Origin of the sequence: Pseudomonas sp. BAV 4579, assembly GCF_009765395.1 — a bacterium.
GTDB classification, from domain to species: Bacteria; Pseudomonadota; Gammaproteobacteria; order Pseudomonadales; family Pseudomonadaceae; genus Chryseomonas; species Chryseomonas aestiva.
In genome coordinates, this window is the sequence record NZ_WHOV01000258.1 from 1 (window position 1) to 1013 (window position 1013).

The following is a 1013-nucleotide window of genomic DNA, read 5'->3' on the forward strand; positions in this document are numbered from 1 at the left end:
TTCTGCGACCGTGCACGGCATCCTGTGCGAGGTCCCCTATGAAGCGCCCTTCCCTCTCCCAAACGCTCGTCGCCATTGGCTTTGCAGCTTTGTCTGGTGCGTGCCTGTATCTCTACGTTGAGCTGTCCCACGTCACTCGCGACCTTAACGCTACGGCTGACCAGAACATGGTCCACGCCATCACCCAGCGTCTGGACAAGATGCAGGACCAGATGGATGGCTTCGCCGGTGGCAAGCCGGTCCAGGATGCGGACTTCCGGGCAAGCCAGCAGGCGCTGTCGCAGCGCATCGATACCGCCCAGGCCATGCTGGTGGAGATCCAGCGCGCTAATCAGACCGCATTGCAGGGCATGGCCCAGTCCGGCGACCTGGTTGTGCTCGAGGCGAAGATCGAGGGCCTACAAAACGATCTCGGTGATCTCCGCAAGAAAGCAGTAGAGCCGGCCAAGGCGCCGCCCCCGCTAATCGTCCCTAAGCAGCGCAGCGCTCCATCAACCGTGCGCAAGCCCGAGCCGCCCAAGCCGGTCGACACCCCTCCCCCCTTCACCGTCGTCGGCATCGAGTACCGCGGCGGCGAGCGCTTCCTCTCGGTCGCTCCACCCGGCAGCACTCAGCTCAGCGAGCTCTACCTGGTGCGCCCGGGTGACAACGTCGGCGGAACCCGCTGGCGGCTGGCCAATCTCGACGATCGTCAGGCGCAGTTCAGCGTCGACGGCGCGACCCGCACCCTTTCCGTCAAGTAGTAGAGGCAACCAATGCGCCCCCAATCCACTCTCCTCCCGGCGAGCCTTGCAGTCGCCCTCACTCTGCTCTCTGCGCCCGCGCCCGCGCTCGCACTCACCGCTGACCTAGTTGCCCCCCAAGCCTTTTCGGGCGAAACAGGTAGCACTGAGCGTCAGAGCGCGGTCCAGCGTAACGACAGTGCTGTTGCCCAGGAATGGGGGCTGAGCAGTCAAGAGTTCCAGCGCTACCGCACCCTGATGCAGGGGAGTCGCGGCGTTTATTCGCCCGGG

Annotated in this window: 1 protein-coding gene and 1 pseudogene; both read left to right on the forward strand. The window is 64.8% G+C overall.

Annotated features, from left to right (window positions below; all coding sequences use genetic code 11):
• Positions 1–38 precede the first annotated feature (38 nt).
• A complete protein-coding gene (locus GSQ95_RS25870) occupies positions 39–743 on the forward strand; it encodes a methyl-accepting chemotaxis protein (RefSeq protein WP_158896816.1) in 705 nt (234 codons plus the stop codon).
• Between the two features lie 12 nt (positions 744–755).
• Positions 756–1013, forward strand: a pseudogene (locus GSQ95_RS26785) (TIGR03759 family integrating conjugative element protein); the annotation flags it as partial.